The organism is Streptomyces sp. NPDC104202 (assembly GCF_055584185.1).
Map to the genome: position 1 here is coordinate 16,407 of NZ_JBVJMN010000053.1, position 18,803 is coordinate 35,209.

Here is an 18,803-nt window from a genome sequence, read left to right on the forward strand (position 1 = left end):
CGGCTTCAGTCGGCTGACAAGGAGGGGCTCGGCCCCGGCGGCAGAAGCGGCCCGCACTCCCACTGCTGGAAGATCAACCGGGTCTCCACACGGGCGACCTCACGGCGTGACGTGAACTCGTCGAGCACGAGTCGTTGCAGGTCGGCGGGGTCCGCCACGGCCACGTGGACCAGGTAGTCGTCCGGGCCGGTGAGGTGGAACAGGGCCCGTGACTCGGGAAGCGCCCGGATGCGGTCGACGAACGGACCGATCAGTTCCCGCCGATGGGGGCGGACCTGGACCAGAAGCAATGCTTCCAGCCCGCGCCCGAGTTTGGCCGGATCCAGTCGTAGCTGCTGTCCGAGGATCACGCCGGTGCGGCGCAGCCGGGCCACCCGGTCCAGGCAGGTCGAGGGCGCCACGCCGACTTCGGCGGCGAGTTCGCGATAGGTGGACCGGGCGTCGTTCTGCAAGAGGCGAAGAATGTGCAGATCGACCGCGTCCAGTACGACAGAATCGGCCATCCGTCGAACGTAGCACGGCGATTTTCCGCTACTTCCCGGTATCCGTTCACAGTGCCGCCATGGACGCCATGGACTACGGCCCCTCGGCCACCCCGAGGGCCCTTGCCACCGATGCCGTGCACGCCGGCCGCGAGGATCTCGCCGGGCTCGGACTGCACGCCCCGCCGCTCGATCTGTCCACCACCTACCCCTCGTACGACGCCCGGGCCGAGGCCGCCCGGATCGACGAGTTCGCCGCCACCGGCGCCCGCCTCGACGGGCCGCCGGTCTACGCCCGGCTCGACAACCCCACCGTCGCCCGCTTCGAGGAGGCCCTCGCGCGGCTGGAGGGCGCCGAGGCCGCCGTCGCGTTCGCCAGCGGCATGGCGGCCCTCACCGCCGTCCTGCTCGCCCGGGCGAGCCAGGGCCTGCGCCACGTGGTGGCGGTCCGCCCGCTCTACGGGTGCAGCGACCACCTCCTCGACGCCGGACTGCTCGGCACCGAGGTCACCTGGACCGACCCGGCGGGCGTCGCGGAGGCGATCCGGCCCGACACCGGCCTGGTCATGGTCGAGTCGCCGGCCAACCCGACCCTCGCCGAGGCGGACATCCGGGCCCTGGCCCACTCCTGCGGCTCGGTGCCGCTCCTGGTCGACAACACCTTCGCCACCCCGGTGCTCCAGCGGCCCGTCGAACAGGGCGCCCGCATCGTGCTGCACAGCGCCACCAAGTACCTCGGCGGCCACGGCGACGTCATGGGTGGCATCGTCGCCTGCGACGAGGAGTTCGCCCGGACCCTCCGTCAGGTCCGCTTCGCCACCGGCGGGGTGCTCCACCCCCTCGCCGGCTACCTGCTGCTGCGCGGTCTCTCCACCCTGCCGGTCCGGGTGCGGGCCGCCTCGGCCTCGGCCGCCGAACTCGTCCGGCGGCTCGCCACCGACCCCCGGATCGCCCGCGTCCACTACCCGCGGATCGGCGGTGCGATGGTCGCGTTCGAGGTGTACGGCGACCCGCACGACGTGATCGCCGGGGTCCGGCTCATCACCCCGGCCGTCAGCCTCGGCAGCGTCGACACCCTCATCCAGCACCCGGCCTCCATCAGCCACCGCATCGTGGCCGAGGGAGACCGGCGCTCGGCGGGCGTCAGCGACCGCCTGCTGCGGATGTCGGTCGGCCTGGAGGACGTCGAGGACCTGTGGCGGGACCTGACGCAGGCGCTCAGCGCTCCGCCCGCCGCGCCCCTCCGTGCGGCTGCTCCAGCTGCGTCCGGGCGGCAGATCGCGGCGCCGAGGCCAGTCGGGCGGTGATGACCAGGGTGCCCTCCTCGATCTGGTAGTCGAGGGGGAGGTTCAGCGCCCGCATCGCGGCCACCATCCCCGTGTTGGAGGACTGCGTCACGGCGTACACGCTGTCGCAGCCGGCCTCCTCGGCCATCGCCACGAGCCGGCCGAGGAGTTCGGAGCCGATCCCGCGCCGCTGCCAGTCGTCCTCGACCATGAGGGCGACCTCCGTCTCGTCGCCGTCCCACAGCAGGTGGCCCAGGGCGACGAGACGGCCGGAGGTCGTCTGCACGGCGAGGGTGCGCCCGAAGCGCGGGCTGAGCAGGTGGTCGAGGTAGCGGTCCGCGTCGCCGACCGGGCCGTGGTAGCGCAGGCTCAGGGTGCGGGCCGAGCAGCGGTCGTGCATGGCGCGCGCGGCGGCCAGGTCGCGCTGGTCGGCGCGGCGGACGGTGATCTCGTTGCCCTCGGGCAGGGTCAGCACGTCCTGGCTGCGCGGGACCCGCGGGCCGAGGCGCGCGTCGAGCTCCACGAGCGCCCGGGCGCGGGCGAACTCGGTCGGGGTGAAGGCCAGATAGGGCCGCTCGATGATGATCGAGCCGCCGTGCGGGTCGCGCAGCCGCATCACGGTCTCCTCCAGGACGCCCTCGACCGGCGCCTGTTCGCCGATCGGGCGGCCGGTGAGCGAGACGGCGGGCACGGAGTGGAGCGTGCAGCGCCCGAGCAGCTGGCGCAGGGCGAGCGGCAGTTCGGCGGCGTCGAGCGCGGTACGGGTGGCCAGGCCGAGGACCCGGGTGGGCGTGTCCACCAGGTCGTGGGCGTCGGCGCGTTCGGTCCAGGTGTCGCGGCCGCCGGCCGCCGCGGTCTCACGGGCGAGGGCGTGGGCGGAGAGGTCCGCCGGGGCGCGCAGCAGGAACTCGTCGACCGTGCCGTCGGCCAGGGGGTGGGTCTGGAGGGTGAGGATGTCCACCCGCAGGCCGGCGAGGACCGTGCACAGCGCGGCGAGGCTGCCCGGGGTGTCCGCGACGGTGGTCCGCATCCGCCACAGCACGGTCTCGGCCGGCGCCGCGGACCCCTCCTGCCCGCCCCGGTCCTCGCCGGCCGCCGACGCGGTGGTGGGGCGCCCGTCGGTGACACCGGGCGTGTCGTCGACGGGCGGGGCATGGCTGGCATGGCCGTGGCGCCGTGCCCACCAGGTGTGGAACGTGGCGGTGGCGGCCAGCGCGATCGCCGAGAAGATCAGCAGGTAGGGTCCGTCCGGGCCCTTGGCGATGGTCTTGGCGATCGTGTCGGCCACCACCACGGCGGTGAACAGCGCGGCCAGCTCGATCAGGTCGTGCCGCCAGTGGTGCGGGCGGCGGGTGCTCTTCGAGGACGTCACATCGGTCATGCCCTCACTGTGACCCAGCGGTGTTGCGTGATCACGAACGCTTTGTGACTGACGGGTTAAGCGGCGATCTGGAGCCTTAACGACCGATTCAGGCCGTTTATGGCGTGGTCTGACCGTTCCCCTGACGGAGTGCGTCCAGCAGCCGCTTCGCCTGCGTGGCCAGCTGCGTCGAACCGCCCCGCGCCACCCGTGCGGACAGTCCGGACGGCTCCCCGCCCGCCCCGCACCGCTCCACGCACTCCGCCGCCACCGCCAGCAGCTCGCCCAGCCCCCGGACCGGCTTGTCCGGGACCAGCACGGCCGGCAGGGCGGCCGCGAGCACCGCCCAGACCGTCGCGTACGCACCGGTGGCCGACGCCGTCCGGGCCGCGTCCGCCAGCCGGTTCGGCTTGACGGAGCCCTCGGCGACAAGCCACCCGAGCTCCTCGCCCACCCCGCGCGCGTCCAGATCGCCCCGGGCCGCGAGCACCAGCAGGGCGTCCACCGCCCGCAGCCGGTCGTCCGCGTCCCCGGTGCCCAGACCCAGCGCCACCGCCAGGGCCACCGCCCGGCCCACCGGACCCTCCGCCTCGGCCAGCGGAGCCAGCGGCTCCGTCGACTCCCGGGTGCTGTCGAGGGTCCGCGTCAGCGACGGCAGCACACAGGCCGCGAGCAGCTCCCGGTCGGCCGGCAGGACCGCCGCCCAGTGCTCCAGGCCCGTGACCCAGTGGTGACAGCGGCGGGGCGTGGCCTCCAGGGTGCCGCCCAGCCACCGGAAGGCCGCCGGGAACTCCTCCCGCAGGACGGCCCGGTCGGCGAGGTCGACGACCAGCCGGTCCTGGAGCGACCACCGCAGCAGCGACCGCTGCCCCTCCCTCCTGAGGAAGCGCACACGCGCGGCCGGCGGCGCGTCCGACCGCAGCCACGCCGCCAGCCGCCGGCCGGCCCCGGTGTCCAGCGCCGCCGCCTCGACGGCGGCCTCCCCGGCCTCCGGATCACCCCGCAGCACCCGCAGCAGCGCCTGCGCCAGATCGGCCGGGGCGGGCTCGACGCCCGCGTCCCGCAGGGCCCGCAACCGCTCCACCAGCACCCACGGGGCGATGCCGCCGCCGTCCAGGGTCGGCGCGGCGAGCAGGAACGGCAGCGCGTCCGTACCGACGAGCGCCGCGGCCTCCCACAGCCGGGCGTCCGTGATCTCCGTCAGCCCCTGGTGCAGACAGTCCGGGGTCGCCCCGCCCCGCGCGAGCCGGTCGTCGATCCACGCCGGCTCCACGATGCCGAGCAGCCCCGCGAGGACCGCGTGCAGCCCGTGGGAGTGGTGCGTGAAGTGGTGCGGCTGCTCCCACTCGACGGTGGCGAACGCCTCCCGCACCGCCCGCGTCACGCCCTCCCGGTCCCGGTGCGCGAGCCGCACCAGCCCGTCGAAGGCCCGCTCGAACCGGACGGGGTCCTCGGAGACGCCCTTCGCCAGCAGCTCCTCCACCAGCTCCTCCACCGAGGCCGCCGGCGGCTCGACCCGCCGCGGCCCGGCCACCGGCGGCAGGATCTCCACGTACGGCGCCCGACTCCGCGCCACCGGGGTCCCGAAGAGGTCCGCCACGGCCTGCCGGTGCACCGGCCCCACCTCCGCGGCCCGGTCGGCCAGCTCCGCGCGCACCGAGGCGTCCACGGCGGACAGGTGCCGGCCCATCAGCTTCAGCGCCCGCTCCTGCAGCGCGGTGTCCTCGTGCCCGAACAGCTCCGCCACGGCCGGCAGCAGGTCGCCCGCTCCGCCCGGCTCGCGCGCCAGCACCTTGCCGACCAGCACCAGCTGCGCCTGCACCAGCTTCTTCTCGGTGCGGAACAGCACCGCGCCCGTCATCTCGGCCAGCGCGGACATCGGTAGGGCCCCCTCCACCGCCAGCGCGGCCAGCGCCTCCTGCGCGTACCCCGCCACCGGCGACGGGGCGTCCGCCGCGATCCCGATCAGATCCGGGACCCGCGCGCCGGATTCCGCCGTCGTCGGAGCGAGCAGCCGCAGCACCTCCAGCGGGAACCGCAGATCATGGAGACGGCCCCCGCGCAGCAGCCGCGAGACGGCCGCGTCCACGGCCTCCGTCCGGTCCACCACGCCCTCCCCGACGAGCGTCGCGACCGCCGTCGGCCAGTGCCGCGGCGAGTCGGCGTCGACCGCCCACGTCATCTGCTCCGGGGGCTCCGGCATCGCCAGGGCGTGCACCACGAGGAACGCCGTCTGCGGATCCACCCGCAGCCGCTGCACGAGCGGCGGCGCCTCGTCCGCCCGGTGGACCCAGCGCCCGCCGGGGGTGACCTCGCGCGCCCAGGCCCGTACGTAGCCGTCCGACGCGGGCACCGCGCAGCCGGCCCGCTCCACCAGACGGCGGATCAGCCCGTAGCTCTGCTCCGCCACGGAGGGCCGGGCGGCGAGCCGGCCCGCCAGCTCCGCCTGCCACTCCGCGCTCCGCCCGGCCACCACCCGCAGCACCAGACCCCCGTCCTGCGAACGCCAGGCCAGCAGGTCACGCCCGCCCAGCCAGGTGGCCGCCCCCGCCGCGCCGGGGTGACAGCCGGCCCCCGCCACGTACAGGGCACGCCGCACGAGCGCCGCCTCCCGCTCCCGCGCGCCCGCCCAGCCCCGCACCTCCGTGCGCAGCGCCTTCAGCCGTCCGAGCGCCGCCTTGCGCCCGGCCGCGTCCAGCGGTTCGAGCAGCCCCGGCACCTCCCGGAAACCGCCCGCCCGCACCGCCGCGACCAGCTCGTCGATCCCCGAGGCCCTCGCGGTGTCCCCGCCCTTCTCCTCCTCCACGGTCCGCACGCTCCCCATGGCCTTCCCGGTCTCGGTCCCGCTCTCCACGGACCCCTCGCTCCCCGTCGACGTCTGCTTCCCCACGGCCCTGCTCCTCCCGCCCCTCGTCACCGACTCGTCCCCGCCGCGCGCGGGGCTCCCCGACGCCGGCGCCTCCGCCTCCGGTGCGGGCGCTCCCGCCTCCCTGCCCCGGGCCCCGTCACCGCGCTTCCCGCGCCGTCCCGGCCGCCGCCGCTCCCCGCCGGACCATCCGCACCGCGAGCGCGTGCTTGCACGGTCCGCGCCGCCCCTGGTGGTCGGACCACCAGCGACAGGTGCAGCTCAGGACACCGTCCGCGTGACGGACCCGGTAGCGCCGGTCGCCCGAGGCCACCGTCGCCAGATCGCCGTCGAGCGCCACCACGCCGTCCGCGACCAGTCTCCGGGCGTCCAGCAGACGGGGGTTGTGCCGCTCGACGCGGTCGGCGTCGTAGGGCAGCTCGCGGTGGAACCAGGCCGCGTCGGCCACGTCGTACCCCACCCGGCCCGCCGAGCCGAGTCGCGTCAGGGCCGCACGCACGCGGTCGAGGGGGAGTCCCGCCCGCGCAGCGAGATCCGCCGGGTCGATCCGGGGCTCCCACGCCAGCAGCACCGCGACCAGCTCCGCGTCCCCGGCCGCCTCCTCCGCGGCGAGCGCCTCAAGGACGCCGCCTTCGCCGGAGAAGCCCCGCGCGGGGTCGGGGGAGAGCGTCAGGGTGAGCCGCATGCCCGGCAGGGTCACCTCCCAGGCGCTCCCCACGGCCGCGCCGTCCGGGACCGGCCCGTACACCCGCATCCCGGTCGCGTGCCGCAGGACCCGCTCCAGGGCGGCGAGCCGGTGCGGCCCCGCCAGGCACACCGCGCCCGGACCCGGCCGCGTCGTGGGACGCAGCGTCCGGCCCGACGGCACGAGCCACACCGGACCGTGTCCCCGGCCCTGCGCGCGGGGCAGGGAGCGTACGAAGCGCACCGCGTCCGGCCCGGCGAGCTCCGCCCGCAGGTCGCACCGCGCCGAGGCGACCTGCGCCTCGGCGAAGCCCCGCAGCCATCGGTCGGGCAACGGGACCCTCTTCTCCACGACGGCCCCCGCCAGGGTGGTCACCGCCAACTCCTCGGGGCCGACCCGCAGGTGGAGCGGATCGTCCCCCGTCACCCGCGACAGCGCCTCGCGCAGCGGGCCGTTCACGTCGACGTTGGTCGTGCCGTGCCCCGTCCCCGCCCCGCCGAGCCCCTCGCCCAGCACGTCCAGGCGCGCGTACACCCCGCCGCAGCCGGAGAACGACTCGAACCGCAGCCGGTCGCCGTTCCCCGTCACCACCGGGTCCAGCGAGCCCGGCCGCATCCGCTGGTGATGGCGGGCCGCGGCCACGTCGGCGACCGCGAGCAGCCCCCGGGCCGCCGCCTGAGGCGCCGCCAGGAACCCGGCGAAGAAACGCGGACGGGCCTCGGCACCCCGAGGGGTCAGACCCCCCGAGGTCTCCAGGCCGAGCCGCCGCCCGGAGCCCGAGGACTCCAGCGCGGACGGGCGTGCGTAGGCGAGCGCCTGAACGGATCGCGTCATGGGAACGACGGTAGGCCCCGCCACTGACACTCACCCGCGCCGGACCGCGGCGCCGCGCGAGGGCCCCCTCGGGGGAGGGCTCGACGGGCGTTCCGGCGCTCCCGCCGCAGCCCGGACGAGCCCTGCCGTCGCTACTGCCCCACGAGTCCGGGCCGTAGCACCTTGCTGAAGAGCACGAGGCCGCCCTCGGCCCGCAGCCTGACCGTCAGTTCGCCGCTGCCGCCGTCGATGTCGACCTCGCCGAAGTACTGCGGGCTCTCCATCGGCGACACGTTCGCCCGCTCCGGCGCCCGGACGAACACGCGCTCCGGTCCGAACGTCCCGTCCAGCGCGTTCGCCGGGAACCCGCCCGCGGCCAGCGGCCCGGACACGAACTCCCAGAAGGGCGCGAAGTCCCGGAACGCCGCACGCTCCGGCGCGTAGTGCTGCGCCGAGGTGTAGTGCACGTCCGCCGTCAGCCACAGCGTCCCGGTGATCCGGCGGTGCTTCACGAACCGCAGCAGCTCCGCGATCTGCAGCTCACGGCCCAGCGGCGCCCCCGGATCGCCCTGCGCGACCGCCTCGAAGTCCGTCGCCCCGTCCGGCACGACCAGCCCGAGCGGCATGTCGGCGGCCAGCACCTTCCACACCGCCGTCGAAGCGGACAGCTCCCGCTTCAGCCACGCCAGTTGCCCGGCCCCGAGGATGCCGGTGGAGTCGTCGGCCTGCCGGCCGGGGGAGTTGGCGTTCCGGTGCGAGCGCATGTCCAGGACGAACACGTCGAGCAGCGGCCCGTACCGCACCACCCGGTGCATCCGGCCCCCGTGGCCGCTCCCGAGCCCGCCCCCGCGCGCGTGGAGGGTGGACACCGGCGTGTACTCGCCGAAGGCGCGCAGCGCCCGCGCGGCCAGCACGTCCACGTCCTTCTCCGTGTAGCGCGCGTCGTCCAGGATCTGCCCCGGGTACCAGTTGTTCCGCACCTCGTGGTCGTCCCACTGCACCACCGACGGCACCTGCGCGTGGAAGGCGCGCACGTGGTGGTCGAGCAGGTTGTACCGGAAGTTCCCCCGGTACTCGTCGAGCGTCTCCGCGACCTTCGCCTTCTCCGGCGTCGTGACGTTCCGCCAGATCCGCCCGTCCGGCAGGGTCACGCTCGGCTGGATCACCCCGTCCGCGTAGATCGAGTCACCGCTGCACAGGAAGAAGTCGGGATCCAGCCGCCGCATCTCCTCGTACGCGCGGAACCCCCCGATGTCCGGGTTGATCCCCCACCCCTGGCCCGCGATGTCGCCCGACCACAGGAACCGCACCCCGTCCCGCCGCCGCTCCGGCGCCGTACGGAAGCTGCCGAGCACCGGTTCGGACGTACGGCGCGGATCGTCCGGGTCCGCCAGCGTGACCCGGTAGTGCACCCGCTCCCCGGCCGGCAGCCCCCGCAGGGCCGTCGTCCCCGTGAAGTCCGTCCCCGGCCCCACCAGCGGCCCCTGATGCCTCCTCACCCGCCGGAACGACTCCGTCGCCGACGTCTCCACCACCATCCGCGCCGGCCGGTCCGACCTCACCCACACCAGCCCCGAGGACGCCGTGACGTCCCCCGTCTGCACCCCCCACCCCGCCCTCGGCCTCCCCGACAGCGCGAACGCCGGCGCCACGGCCGGCCCCGCGGCCCCGACCGCCAGCGCGGCGGACACCGCCAACGACCCCTTCAGCAAACCCCGTCGCCCGGGCGACGGCAGATCAGGCACGGCGTGCGACATGAACGGCCTCCGACATCTCTTCCCTGCGGTCATCGTGCGCCGCCCCCTCCCTAACGGCCCGGAACGACGCCCACCCGAACCCCACATGAACAGGACCTCGCGCGTGCGGTGCCTCGCCCGGGGCACCTCGTCGCGGGCGACTGTTCCGCCGGGGCGACGGTCCACACGAAGGGCCGGCCAGCCCCGCCGCACCGGGCTCACCCCGTCGCCGCCTCCGCCGCCACCCGCACCCCCCGTTCGATCGCCGAAGGCGAGAGGTGGGCGTAGCCGATGACGAGGGGGACGGTGTTGTCGGAGGGGCGGGCGGTGCCGTAGTCGTCGAGGCTGCGGAGGGCGATGCCGGCGTGGGCGGCGCGAGTGAGGAAGCGGGGGGCGGGGCCGAAGCGGGCGGGGACGCGGGCGATGACGTGGAGGCCGGCGGCGATGCCGGTCACGTGGGTGCCGGGGAGGTGGCGGGCGAGGGCGGCGAGGAGGACGTCGCGGCGTTCGCGGTAGGCGCGCTGGCAGCGGCGCAGCTGGCGGTCGTAGCCGCCGCGGGTGACGAACTCGGCGAGGACGGCCTGGTCGAGGACGGGGTTGCCGAGGTCCATGGTGCGCTTGCGTTCGACGACCTCGCCCAGGAGCTCGGCGGGGACGAGCATCCAGCCGAGCCGGAGGCCGGGGGCGAGCGACTTGCTGACGGAGCCGGTGTAGACGACGCGTTCCGGGTCGAGGCCCTGGAGGGCGCCGACGGGGGCGCGGTCGTAGCGGAAGTCGCCGTCGTAGTCGTCCTCCAGGACGTAGCCGTCGACGGTCCGGGCCCAGTCGAGGAGCGCGGCGCGGCGCCCGGCGGACCAGCTGATGCCGGAGGGGAACTGGTGGGAGGGGGTGACGACGACGGCGCGGACGCCGGAGGCGGCGAGCGGTCCGGGGAGGAGTCCCTCGTCGTCCAGCGGGAGCCAGACCGTGTCCATGCCGGTCGAGGCGAACAGCCGTCCGTGCTCGGGGCTGCCGGGGTCCTCGATGCCGATCTCGCGCAGGCCGCGGGAGCGGAGGACGAAGCCCAGCAGGGTGGACGCCTGGGCCACGCCCGAACAGACCACGAGCCGTTCCGGGTCGGCGACCACGCCGCGGCGCCGTGCCAGCATGGCGGCCAGTGCCTCGCGCAGTTCGGGGAGTCCTCGGGGGTCGGGGTAGCCGAGGGAGGGATGGGGCAGCCGTGCCAGGACGGACCGCTGGGCGGCCGCCCACGCCGCTCTCGGGAACATCGACAGGTCCGGGGTGCCGGGGTGGAAGTCGACGTGGACGCCCGGGGCGCCCGGCGCCAGGTCGCGGACGCCGTGCGCGGCCGCCCTGGCCGCCCCGCTCACCCAGGTCCCCGCGCCCCGGTCGCTGCGCAGGTATCCCTCTGCGGTGAGCTGCTCGTACGCCTCGGTGACCAGGCCGCGTGACACGCCCAGGTCGGTGGCGAGCTCCCGCGTGGACGGCAGGCGGGTCCCGGCCGCGAGCCGCCCCGAACGCACCGCCTCGCGCAGCGACTCCTGGAGGGCCGGACCGCGCCGTCGCGCCGGGGCGCCGGCGGCGGGCAGCAGCAGCTCCCAGGCCGCCTTTCCGTGGCTCGTCATCGGGTGGGCCCTCCCTCGTTCGGCGTCGCCGGGTCCCCGTGCGTCCCGGCGGAGGTCCATGATTCGGCATCTGCGGCGATCGGGTGCACCGGCGGTGTGGCCCCGTCCCGTCGGGGCCGGCGTCGACTCCGAAGGACCGGCGAGCGGACGCACGCGCGGCGGAGGGCAGGCTCAGGTCGCGTACCTGCGCCAGGCGCGGTCCTGCCGGGCTGGGACCGGCCGGCGGGAGCTCCGCCGAAGTGGTCCCCGATGGCGTGGTCGAAGTGGACCTTAACGGGGGCCGCCGGGGTTCCTAGCGTCGGGGACATGAACGCGAACTCCCTGCGCGGGGTCCTGACGGTGACCCTCGCCTACGCCCTGGTCGGTGCCTCGTTCACCGCGAACGGTCTGCTCGGCGGCTATCCGTACGCCGGTGGGCAGGCGCTGCGGTACGGGGCGGCCTGTCTGCTGCTGCTTCCCCTGCTCGGCCGCGGGGGCCTCGCGCCCCTGCGGCTGTTGACGGCGCGTCACTGGCTGCGGCTGGGGGCGCTGGCGGGGGTGGGGATGGTGGGCTTCAACCTGGCGGTCCTCGCGGCGGAGCGGACGGCGGAGCCGGCCGTGCCGGGGGTGCTGGTCGGCTGCGCGCCGGTGGTGGTCGCCGTGCTCGTGCCGCTGGCGGAGGGCCGTCGGCCCGCACCGGCCGTGCTGTACGGGGCGCTGCTGGTGGCGGCCGGGGCGTTCACCGTGCAGGGCTGGGGCCGTACCGACGGCGTGGGCATCGGCTGGTCGGTGGCGGCGCTCGCGGGCGAGGTGGGGTTCACGGTCCTCGCGGTGCCGGTGCTGCGGCTGCTCGGGCCGAAGCTGTTGACGGCCGCCGTCTGCGGGGTGGGGGCGGCGGAGGCGGCGCTCGTGGGTCTGGTGGTGGACGGGGCGGGCTTCGTGCGCGTGCCGACGGCCGTGGAGACGGGTGCCCTGGTGTGGCAGGCGGCGCTGGCGACGGTCGTCGGGTTCGTCCTCTTCTACCGGGGGGTCCAGCGGATCGGCATGGAGCGGGCCACTCTCTATACGGGCGCGATCCCGGTGGCGGCCGCGCTGAGCGCCGCGCTGGTCGGGCACGCCGCGTTCGGTCTTCCGCAGGCGGCCGGGGGCCTGCTGGTGGCGGCCGGTGCCGCGCTGGGCACCGGCCTGTTCGGCCGTACCGGCCGCGCGGGATCAGCGGCTGCCGTCGAGGATCACGCGGGCGACGAGGGCCGGGTCGTCGTTCATGGGCACGTGGCCGCAGCCGGGCAGCCGGACGAGGCGCGCGCCGGGCAGGGTCTGCTTGGCGCGGACGCCCTGGCGGCGCAGGAGGAGCCGGTCGCGGGTGCCCCAGGCGATGGTGACGGGGACGGAGGGGACGTCGTCGCGGAAGAGTACGTCGCGGCCGGAAGCCAGGGTCTGGTGGAAGCCGGTGGCACCGCGCAGCGCGAGCGTCTCGGCGACGACGGCCTCCGGTGACCGGCGGCCGGGCCTGGCGTAGATGGTGCTGGTGAGGGCGGTGCGCCCGGCTGCGGTGCGGGAGAGGCGTTCGATCACCGGCACGGGCAGCGACCGGGCGGCGCCCCGCATGGCGCGCAGCGTCCCGAAGGCGTAGCGCCGCTCGCCCTCGGACCAGAAGCCGGCAGGGGAGAGGGCGGTGACCGACCGGACCCGCTTCTCGCGGCCGAGTTCCAGGGCGAGCAGCCCGCCGAGCGAGTTCCCGGCCACGTGCGGGCGCTCGGCTCCGACGGCCTCGCAGAAGGCGCCGAGCACGGGGACGACGGTGGACAGGCCGTACGGGGAGCCGTCCGGCAGGGCGTCCGAGGCGCCGAAGCCGGGGAGGTCGACGGCGATCACGTCGCGCTCGGCGGCCAGCACGTCGAGGACGGGCTCCCACGCCTGCCAGTGGTGGCCGATGCCGTGGAGCAGGAGCAGGGGTGCGCCCGCGCCCCTCCGCTCGTACGTCATCGACGTCGTACGGGGACCCGTGGGGGTCTCGATCGTGAACGCGATCCGTGCGGGCATACCGGCTCCCTGTCCTGAACACCTGGCGTGCGACGTCTCTTGGACGGCTTGTCAGCAAGAGCATTACCGCTCGGTAGCCAGGAGTTCAAGACCGCGTCCGAAACTGGACAGCAGGGTGCGCTTGGGCTGGGATGGACGGGTGTCCACACCCACTCCGACCGAGTCCCTGACCGATCTCTTCGAGGAGCACCGGCCGATGCTCCTCGGCGTCGCCTACCGGATGCTCGGCCGCACCGCCGACGCCGAGGACGTCGTCCAGGAGGCATGGCTGCGCTGGACCGCCGAGGACCGCGCCGACGTCCGCGCGCCGCGCGCCTTCCTCGTGCGGATCACCACCCGGCTCGCCCTCGACCGGCTCCGGCACGTCCAGGGCCGCCGCGAGTCCTACGTCGGCCCCTGGCTGCCCGAACCCGTCGTCACCGACTTCGGCCCGGCCGCCCCGGACACCGCCGAGCGCGCCCTGCTCGCCGACTCCGTCTCGCTCGCCGTCCTCGTCGTCCTCGAAGCCCTCTCCCCCCTGGAGCGGGCCGTCTTCGTCCTCCGCGAGGCGTTCGGCTTCCCGTACGGGGAGATCGCGACCGCCCTCGACCGCTCCGAGCCCGCCGTGCGCCAGCTGGCCGGACGGGCCCGCCGCCACGTCGACGAGCGCAGGCCCCGCTACGACGTCGACCCGGCCGAGCGGCGCGACCTCACCGAGCGCTTCCTCGCCGCGGCGGGCGGCGGCGACCTCGGCGAGCTCCTCGCCCTGCTCGCCCCCGACGTCCGTCTCGTCGGCGACAGCGGCGGGAAGTCCAAGGCCCCGTTGCGGGTCATGGACGGCGCCGACAAGGTGGGCCGGTTCCTGTTCGCGGTGTCCGAGGGGGCCGAAGCGCTGTACGACTTCCGTTTCGCCGAGCTCAACGGCGGACCGGCCCTGGTCGCCCTCGTCGACGGGCGGCCCGACTCCGTCTTCCAGGTCGAGGTCCGCGACGGACGCATCCAGTGCGTCTACATCCTCCGCAACCCCGACAAGTTCCGGGGCCTCGCCGGCCTCTGACCGCACCGCCCCGAGCCCCGTCCCCCGACCCGGGGGCGGGGCTCCGTGCTGCGCGCGCCTCACGAGGGCGCGAACGTCCTGTGAACGATCTAGGTCAGAGGGTCACATTCGGGGGCGTTCGGCGGAGGATTGGTCTTGACCAAGGGTCGGGCTCGCCTTATGGTCGCAGAGTTAGTGCAGGAACCTTTAATAAACAAGGGCGCGGAAACGCCGCGGGACACGGCGAATTGCGGAGGATCAGGGTGGGGACCACGCAGCTGGCATCGGTACCGGAACCGAAGTACCAGCACCTCAAGACAGTGATCGGCGAAGCGCTCGACTCGGACTTCGCGGTCGGGGAGATCCTTCCCAACGAGCGCGAGCTCGCGGCACGCTTCGGCGTCGCCCGTGCCACGCTCCGCCAGGCCCTGGAGCAGCTGGAGCTGGAAGGCCGCCTCCAGCGGCGCCGCGGCGTCGGCACCACGGTCGCCCCGCCGCGCGTCGGCGTGGACGTCTCCACCACCCAGCACGCCTGGCCCGGTGTCGGCGACGACGCCTGGCAGTCCCTGGACTCCGCCGCCGACGTGGCCCCGGCCGCCGTCTCGCGCGTCCTGGAGACGGGCGCCGAGGAGCGCGTGCACGTCGTGCGCCGCCTCCGCATCTCCCAGGGCCAGCCGGTCGCCGCCGAGCTCCTCTACGTGCCCGCGGCCTCCGTTCCCGGTCTCACCGCGATCGACATGCCCGCCGGGCCGGCCCGCGCCCGCGCCGTGCTGCGCGAACTGCAGCACCTCGCCCTCGACGGCCAGGACCGCGCCGTCGAGCTGGGCTCCGCCCGCGCCGACGACGCCAAGGAGCTCGACCGGCTGCCCGGCGCCCCCGTCCTCGTCGTCACGACCCGCTACCTCTCCGGAGGGCGTACCGCCGCCGTGTCCGTCGCCACCTACCGCGCCGACACCTGCCGCCTCACCTTCGGCGACTCCGGCGACCTGGTGATGGCCTCGTAGCACCCGCGGCGGCACCGCCGTCCACCGATCGCGGCCCACGGCCCGTCGCAGGGAACATCCCCTAGCGGCGGGCCGTCACCGTGCCGTCGACGGCGAAGAGCTGCTCCTCGACGTGGTCGAGGGCGAGCCGGAGGGCGCCGGTGCCCACGGCGGCCTCGCCGAGCAGCGACAGCACCACGCGCGGCGGGCGCAGACAGAACCGGGCCAGCTCCTCGCGGAGCGGCGGGAGGACGCCGTCGAGACCGGCCGCCCAGCCCCCGACCACGACGAGTTCGGGGTCGATCGCCAGGACCAGCGCCGCCACGTCGTGCACGAGGCGCTGGATGAAGCGCTCGACCGCCGCCTCCGCGCGCGCGTCGCCCTTGCGGGCCAGCGCGAACACCTCGGCGACCGCCTGCTCGTCCAGCGGGTGCAGCGGCTCGTCGGTGGTCGACAGCAGGTGCTCGGGGGTGACCCCGCGGCCCAGCAGGTGCAGGGCGCCGATCTCGCCGGCCGCCCCGCCGTACCCCCGGTGCAGCCGGCCGCCGATCAGGGACCCCGCGCCCGGGCTCAGCCCGGCGAGCACGAAGACGATGTCGTCGGAGTCGGTCGCGGCGCCCTTCCAGTGCTCGGCGACGGCGGCCGCGTTCGCGTCGTTCTCGACGATCACCGGGCAGCGGAAGGAGCGCCGCAGCCGCTCGCCGAGCGCCAGGCCCGTCCAGCCCGGCAGGGCCGTGCCCAGCCGCACCGTGCCGTCGGCCTCCACGATGCCGGGGGTCCCGACGCCGACGGCCCGCAGGTTGGACCGGGCGACCCCGGCCCTGCGCAGCACGTCGGCCACGACCGCCCGCACCTTGTCCAGCCGCTCGTCCTCGGGCGCCGTCTCCGACACCTCGCGGGACCCCGCGCCGATGATCCGGCCGTCCAGGCCGGAGAGCAGCGCGGCCACCCGGTGCGGGCCGATCTCGATGCCGAGCAGATGGCCGGCCTCCGCACGGAAGCGGAACCTCCGCGCCGGACGGCCCTGCCGCCGCGCCTCGCCCTCCTCGGGCGCCGACTCGACGACGAGCCCGCCCTCCATGAGCCCCTCGACGACCCCCTCGACCGTGGGCCGCGAGAGCCCCGTGATCCGGGTCAGGTCCGTGAGCGTGGGCGCGTCGGCGCCGCGCAGCGCATGGAGTACCACCGCGGAGTTGATCCGCCGCAGCAGAGAGGGATCCCCGCCGGTCAGCCGCCCCACAGTGTGTCCTCCCAGCTCGTGCACCTCTTCGGCGGATGGTACTCAATGGGCAGGGCCGCGGCGAGCGCCGCCCCCGGCCCGCGCCCTCCGGCGCTCCTGACGCGACGCCAACTGTCAGTGCCGGGGGCTTTACTGGGTCCATGGCGACCACCGCGCACCACCTGGCGACGATCGATTTACTCAGGGCCCGCGGCTTCGACGGGAGTCCGGGCTTCCACCTGGCCGAACTGGCGACCAGCGAGGACTTCTGGGAGGACGACGGCACGCGCCGGGAGGCCGTCGAGGACCAGTACGAAGCGGAACGGCAGGGGCTCGCCGTCCTCCTCGCCGCGCGCTGGGGCCCGCCCCTCCGCTTCCGTCTCTGGTCCGTCCTGGAGCGCTCCATGGAGGGCGAGGAGATACCCGAGCCCTGGTCCACGCTCAGCGGCCACACCCCCGACCTCTACCTCTGGCAGGCCGACGGAGCCTGGGTCGGACTCGGCGTCTCGCAGGGGGACCGGGAACTCCCCTTCCAGCTCCTCGCCGTGGTCACGACGGTCGCCCCGCCGGCGGAGCCGCCCCCGGACGGGAGCGGACACCCCCGGGCGTAGCCGACCGCCGCGCCTCGTCAGGCTCCCGCTCTACGGGCCGGGCACCCCGGCGGCCTCGCGGAGGCGGGCGTACTCCTCGGCCATCGTCGCCGCCGACCAGTGCGCGTTGAGGCCGCTCGGATTGGGCAGCGCCCAGACCCGGGTGGAGCCGATCACGCGCCGCTGCGGCCCGATCGCGGCCTTCGGCTCGCCGAACGCCGTGCGGTACGCGGTGACGCCGACGACCGCCAGCCACCGGGGCGCGAGCCGCTCCACCTTCGCCGACAGGATCCGCCCGCCCTCGACGTACTCCTCGCGGCTCAGCTCGTCGGCCCGGGCGCTCGCCCGCGCCACGACGTTCGTGATCCCGAGGCCGTACGCCAGGAGCTCGTCCTGCTCGTCCGGCCGCAGCTGCCGCGGGGTGAAGCCGGACAGGTGCAGCACCGGCCAGAAGCGGTTGCCCGGCCGGGCGAAGTGGTGGCCGGTCGCCGCCGTCATCAGACCCGGGTTGATCCCGCAGAAGAGAACGGAAAGGCCGCCCGCGGCCACGTCGGGGACGACGCGGTCGCGGGCGGCCTCCAGCTCCTGCTGGGTGAACCGGGGGGTCCGGGTCAGAGGATCGCCCCGGGGGCGTAGGCGGCGGCCTCCGGGTGCTGCTTGAGGATCTCCTCGATCCGGGAGACGACGGCCGCGACCTGGTCGGCGGCCGCGCCCGTGAAGGACAGCTTGTCGGCCATCAGCTCGTCGAGCTGCGCGCGGTCCAGCGGGATCCGCTCGTCGGCGGCCAGCTTGTCGAGGAGCTCGTTGCGCTCGGCGCCCTGCTCGCGCATGGCGAGGGCGGAGGCGACGGCGTTCTCCTTGATGGCCTCGTGGGCGACCTCGCGGCCCACGCCGGCGCGCACGGCGCCCATGAGGACCTTGGTGGTCGCGAGGAACGGCAGGTACCGGTCCAGCTCGCGGGAGACGACGGCCGGGAAGGCGCCGAACTCGTCGAGGACGGTCAGGAAGGTCTCCAGGAGGCCGTCCAGGGCGAAGAAGGCGTCCGGCAGCGCGACGCGGCGGACCACGGAGCAGGAGACGTCGCCCTCGTTCCACTGGTCGCCGGCCAGCTCGCCGGTCATCGACGCGTAGCCGCGCAGGATGACCATGAGGCCGTTCACGCGCTCGCAGGAGCGGGTGTTCATCTTGTGCGGCATCGCCGAGGAGCCGACCTGGCCGGGCTTGAAGCCCTCGGTGACCAGCTCGTGGCCCGCCATCAGGCGGATCGTCTTGGCGATCGACGACGGGGCGGCGGCCAGCTGCACCAGCGAGGTCACCACGTCGTAGTCGAGCGAGCGCGGGTAGACCTGGCCGACCGAGGTGAAGGCGTGCGCGAAGCCGAGGTGACCGGCGATCCGCCGCTCCAGGTCGGCCAGCTTGCCGGCGTCGCCGCCGAGCAGGTCCAGCATGTCCTGCGCGGTGCCGACCGGGCCCTTGATGCCGCGCAGCGGGTAGCGGCCGAGCAGCTCCTCCAGGCGGGCGTAGGCCACGAGCAGCTCGTCCGCGGCCGTCGCGAAACGCTTGCCGAGGGTGGTGGCCTGGGCGGCGACGTTGTGCGAGCGGCCGGCCATGACCAGCTCCGCGTACTCGGCGGACAGCTTGCCGAGACGGGCCAGGACGGCGACCGTGCGGTCCCGCATCAGCTCCAGGGAGAGCCGGATCTGCAGCTGCTCGACGTTCTCGGTGAGGTCGCGCGAGGTCATGCCCTTGTGGACGTGCTCGTGACCGGCGAGGGCGTTGAACTCCTCGATCCGTGCCTTCACGTCGTGGCGGGTGACCTTCTCGCGCTCGGCGATGGAGCCGAGGTCGACCTGCTCGAGAACGCGCTCGTAGTCGGCGAGGGCGGCGTCCGGAACCTCGATCCCGAGGTCCTTCTGCGCGCGGAGCACGGCGAGCCACAGCCGGCGCTCCAGCTTCACCTTCTGCTCGGGGGACCAGAGGACGGCGAGCTCCGCGGAGGCGTAGCGGCCGGCCAGAACATTGGGGATACGGGGCTTCGCAGTCACAGCAGTCACGTGGACAGATTCTACTGGCGGTTTCTGCAGGCCAGCGCCACGGTCCGATGTGGAGCTTGCTACGAGA

Annotated in this window: 14 protein-coding genes; 4 read left to right on the forward strand and 10 right to left on the reverse strand. The window is 75.1% G+C overall.

Annotated features, from left to right (window positions below):
• Window positions 1–5: 5 nt before the first annotated feature.
• A complete protein-coding gene (locus ACZ60W_RS28125) occupies window positions 6–503 on the reverse strand; it encodes an Lrp/AsnC family transcriptional regulator (RefSeq protein ID WP_469758175.1) in 498 nt (165 codons plus the stop codon).
• A 59-nt stretch (window positions 504–562) separates the two neighbouring features.
• Here ACZ60W_RS28125 and ACZ60W_RS28130 point away from each other — a divergent pair, with 59 nt between their 5' ends.
• Window positions 563–1,789, forward strand: a complete 1,227-nt coding sequence (locus ACZ60W_RS28130) for a trans-sulfuration enzyme family protein (protein WP_469758176.1) — start codon at window positions 563–565, stop codon at window positions 1,787–1,789.
• Here the strand turns inward: ACZ60W_RS28130 and ACZ60W_RS28135 are convergent.
• The 6 genes from ACZ60W_RS28135 to ACZ60W_RS28160 all read right to left on the reverse strand — a co-directional run bounded on the left by ACZ60W_RS28135 (window position 1,701) and on the right by ACZ60W_RS28160 (window position 12,875).
• Window positions 1,701–3,149, reverse strand: a complete 1,449-nt coding sequence (locus ACZ60W_RS28135) for a GNAT family N-acetyltransferase (RefSeq protein ID WP_469758177.1) — start codon at window positions 3,147–3,149, stop codon at window positions 1,701–1,703. The genes ACZ60W_RS28130 and ACZ60W_RS28135 overlap by 89 nt on opposite strands.
• Before the next feature lie 97 nt (window positions 3,150–3,246).
• Window positions 3,247–6,018, reverse strand: coding sequence for a DUF6493 family protein (locus ACZ60W_RS28140; protein ID WP_469758178.1), 2,772 nt, complete (start codon window positions 6,016–6,018; stop codon window positions 3,247–3,249).
• 115 nt (window positions 6,019–6,133) lie between these two features.
• Window positions 6,134–7,513 carry an SWIM zinc finger family protein gene (locus ACZ60W_RS28145; protein WP_469758179.1) on the reverse strand — a complete coding sequence of 460 codons (1,380 nt, stop codon included), beginning with the start codon at window positions 7,511–7,513 and terminating at the stop codon, window positions 6,134–6,136.
• 131 nt (window positions 7,514–7,644) lie between these two features.
• Window positions 7,645–9,249 (reverse strand): alkaline phosphatase D family protein, encoded by a 1,605-nt coding sequence (locus tag ACZ60W_RS28150; RefSeq protein WP_469758180.1) that lies wholly within the window; start codon window positions 9,247–9,249, stop codon window positions 7,645–7,647.
• Between the two features lie 197 nt (window positions 9,250–9,446).
• Window positions 9,447–10,853: a MocR-like pyridoxine biosynthesis transcription factor PdxR gene (pdxR, locus tag ACZ60W_RS28155; protein ID WP_469758181.1), complete on the reverse strand. Its 1,407-nt coding sequence runs from the start codon at window positions 10,851–10,853 to the stop codon at window positions 9,447–9,449.
• Between the two features lie 1,191 nt (window positions 10,854–12,044).
• On the reverse strand, window positions 12,045–12,875 hold the full coding sequence (locus tag ACZ60W_RS28160) for an alpha/beta fold hydrolase (RefSeq protein WP_469758182.1): 831 nt from the start codon (window positions 12,873–12,875) through the stop codon (window positions 12,045–12,047).
• 139 nt (window positions 12,876–13,014) lie between these two features.
• Here ACZ60W_RS28160 and ACZ60W_RS28165 point away from each other — a divergent pair, with 139 nt between their 5' ends.
• Both ACZ60W_RS28165 and ACZ60W_RS28170 read left to right on the forward strand, forming a co-directional pair.
• Window positions 13,015–13,911, forward strand: a complete 897-nt coding sequence (locus ACZ60W_RS28165; protein ID WP_469758183.1) for an RNA polymerase sigma-70 factor — start codon at window positions 13,015–13,017, stop codon at window positions 13,909–13,911.
• A 242-nt stretch (window positions 13,912–14,153) separates the two neighbouring features.
• On the forward strand, window positions 14,154–14,894 hold the full coding sequence (locus ACZ60W_RS28170) for a GntR family transcriptional regulator (protein WP_469758184.1): 741 nt from the start codon (window positions 14,154–14,156) through the stop codon (window positions 14,892–14,894).
• A gap of 61 nt (window positions 14,895–14,955) precedes the next feature.
• Here the strand turns inward: ACZ60W_RS28170 and ACZ60W_RS28175 are convergent, their stop codons facing one another.
• Window positions 14,956–16,113: an ROK family transcriptional regulator gene (locus ACZ60W_RS28175; RefSeq protein ID WP_402466246.1), complete on the reverse strand. Its 1,158-nt coding sequence runs from the start codon at window positions 16,111–16,113 to the stop codon at window positions 14,956–14,958.
• A gap of 140 nt (window positions 16,114–16,253) precedes the next feature.
• On the opposite strand from ACZ60W_RS28175, the gene ACZ60W_RS28180 reads away from it, so the two are divergent.
• The gene (locus ACZ60W_RS28180; RefSeq protein ID WP_469758185.1) at window positions 16,254–16,703 is read left to right on the forward strand and encodes a hypothetical protein; all 450 of its coding nucleotides are present in this window, start codon (window positions 16,254–16,256) and stop codon (window positions 16,701–16,703) included.
• Window positions 16,704–16,733: 30 nt separating this feature from the next.
• Here ACZ60W_RS28180 and mug read toward each other — a convergent pair whose 3' ends face one another.
• Both mug and purB read right to left on the reverse strand, forming a co-directional pair.
• Window positions 16,734–17,231: a G/U mismatch-specific DNA glycosylase gene (gene mug, locus ACZ60W_RS28185; RefSeq protein ID WP_469758186.1), complete on the reverse strand. Its 498-nt coding sequence runs from the start codon at window positions 17,229–17,231 to the stop codon at window positions 16,734–16,736.
• 62 nt (window positions 17,232–17,293) lie between these two features.
• Window positions 17,294–18,736 (reverse strand): adenylosuccinate lyase, encoded by a 1,443-nt coding sequence (purB, locus tag ACZ60W_RS28190; protein WP_469758187.1) that lies wholly within the window; start codon window positions 18,734–18,736, stop codon window positions 17,294–17,296.
• Between the last annotated feature and the right edge of the window lie 67 nt (window positions 18,737–18,803).

Excerpts from the sequence above, each read along its gene's own strand:
- ACZ60W_RS28125 (WP_469758175.1), bottom strand. The coding sequence starts at position 503 with ATGGCCGATTCTGTCGTACTGGACGCGGTCGATCTGCACATTCTTCGC.
- ACZ60W_RS28130 (WP_469758176.1), top strand. The coding sequence starts at position 563 with ATGGACGCCATGGACTACGGCCCCTCGGCCACCCCGAGGGCCCTTGCC.
- ACZ60W_RS28135 (WP_469758177.1), bottom strand. The coding sequence starts at position 3,149 with ATGACCGATGTGACGTCCTCGAAGAGCACCCGCCGCCCGCACCACTGG.
- ACZ60W_RS28145 (WP_469758179.1), bottom strand. The coding sequence starts at position 7,513 with ATGACGCGATCCGTTCAGGCGCTCGCCTACGCACGCCCGTCCGCGCTG.
- ACZ60W_RS28150 (WP_469758180.1), bottom strand. The coding sequence starts at position 9,249 with ATGTCGCACGCCGTGCCTGATCTGCCGTCGCCCGGGCGACGGGGTTTG.
- pdxR (WP_469758181.1), bottom strand. The coding sequence starts at position 10,853 with ATGACGAGCCACGGAAAGGCGGCCTGGGAGCTGCTGCTGCCCGCCGCC.
- ACZ60W_RS28160 (WP_469758182.1), bottom strand. The coding sequence starts at position 12,875 with ATGCCCGCACGGATCGCGTTCACGATCGAGACCCCCACGGGTCCCCGT.
- ACZ60W_RS28180 (WP_469758185.1), top strand. The coding sequence starts at position 16,254 with ATGGCGACCACCGCGCACCACCTGGCGACGATCGATTTACTCAGGGCC.